Origin of the sequence: Pseudomonas meliae, assembly GCF_001400515.1 — a bacterium.
Taxonomy (GTDB): Bacteria; Pseudomonadota; Gammaproteobacteria; order Pseudomonadales; family Pseudomonadaceae; genus Aquipseudomonas; species Aquipseudomonas amygdali.
This window is the reverse complement of record NZ_LJQT01000362.1, coordinates 14,085-15,307: the sequence shown is the minus strand read 5'-3', so window position 1 is coordinate 15,307 and position 1,223 is coordinate 14,085. Positions and strand designations below refer to the sequence as shown.

General features: G+C 58.7%; 2 protein-coding genes. Both read right to left on the bottom strand.

The features are described from left to right. Positions 1–516 (bottom strand): DUF4158 domain-containing protein (locus tag ALO64_RS17425; protein WP_157058667.1); only part of this gene is annotated, 516 nt, incomplete at its 3' end. Next, positions 506–1,102 carry a recombinase family protein gene (locus ALO64_RS17420; RefSeq protein WP_003381935.1) on the bottom strand — a complete coding sequence of 199 codons (597 nt, stop codon included), beginning with the start codon at positions 1,100–1,102 and terminating at the stop codon, positions 506–508. The genes ALO64_RS17420 and ALO64_RS17425, both read right to left, overlap by 11 nt. Between the last annotated feature and the right edge of the window lie 121 nt (positions 1,103–1,223).

Genomic DNA, 1,223 nt, shown 5'->3' with positions numbered 1-1,223 from the left:
TTCGCTGACCAGCTCTTGCAGGGTGGTGTAGCCGGGCCGGATGATCTTGTGCTCGTTGAGCCAGACGATCAGCTCGGCGGCCACGAACCCTGGCGTCATGTCACGCCTTGCGGCTTGCGTGGCCTGCTGCCCAAGCTGCGGCAGGAAGTCGGCCGTCCAAAGCCGATAGCCGAACAGCTCGGAGACCCCTTCGCGCTGGGTGTAATGCTCATGTTTGGTGATCGGCTTGCGCTCGAACGTCTCGCCGTGGAAATAGCGGCTCAACACGAAAGTGCAATCGTCCTCGACCTCGTTCCAGTCGAAGCGGAAGAAGGCATGCTTGGCCTTGAAGTAACCGATCTGCAAAAAGCAGTGGACTTGGGCAGGTAGGCTGGGACGATTGCCGACGAACGCCAGTTCGGTTTCCGATAACGATAGAAATTCAAGTCGCTGACCGTCGTCGAAATCCGGCAACCCGTATAGGGCTTCCTGTTCGGCGTCGGACAGGACACTGATCAGCTTGTTCTTATGGATCATCAGCAACTCTTCCGTAACCTTGCCTACCGACACGCGCCAGGGTTTCGATCAAGGTGGTGCGCTTAACACCGAAGTTACGGCACACGGCGGCCTTAGACATGCCATCGTTCAGCGCAGCAACGATGGCATCCAGCTTCTCACCGGTGATCGCCTGCGGCCGTCCGCCAATGCGACCGCGCCGCCGGGCGGCGGCCAGACCCGCGACGACGCGCTCCTGGATCAGCGCGCGTTCGTATTGCGCGAGCGCACCGAACACATGAAAAAGCAGCTCGCCAGACGCCGTGGTGGTATCCATGCCCTCGGTCAGCGAGCGGAACGCCACCTGTTTGTCCCGGAGCGAGGTCACGATGCTGAGCAGATGCGACAGCGAGCGACCGAGCCGATCCAGCTTCCAGACCACAAGTACGTCGCCGGGGCGAACGAATTGGAGCGCTTGAGCCAAACCCGTGCGGTTATCCTTCGTGCCGGAGGCGTAATCCTCAAACAGGTGTCGTGCATCGATGCCGGCACTGAGCAGCGCATCGCGTTGTAAGTCAGTGTTTTGCCTGTCTGAGTCCGACGACACGCGCATGTACCCAACCAACATAGACGAATAACCATCAAGAATAGGTTTCCGTATGATAGCGGAATGCGACAGAGTTTTCCGCACATTTCTAGAGCGTCTGCACGATCATATTCGCCAGGTGCATCAGTGCTGTCGTAAAACA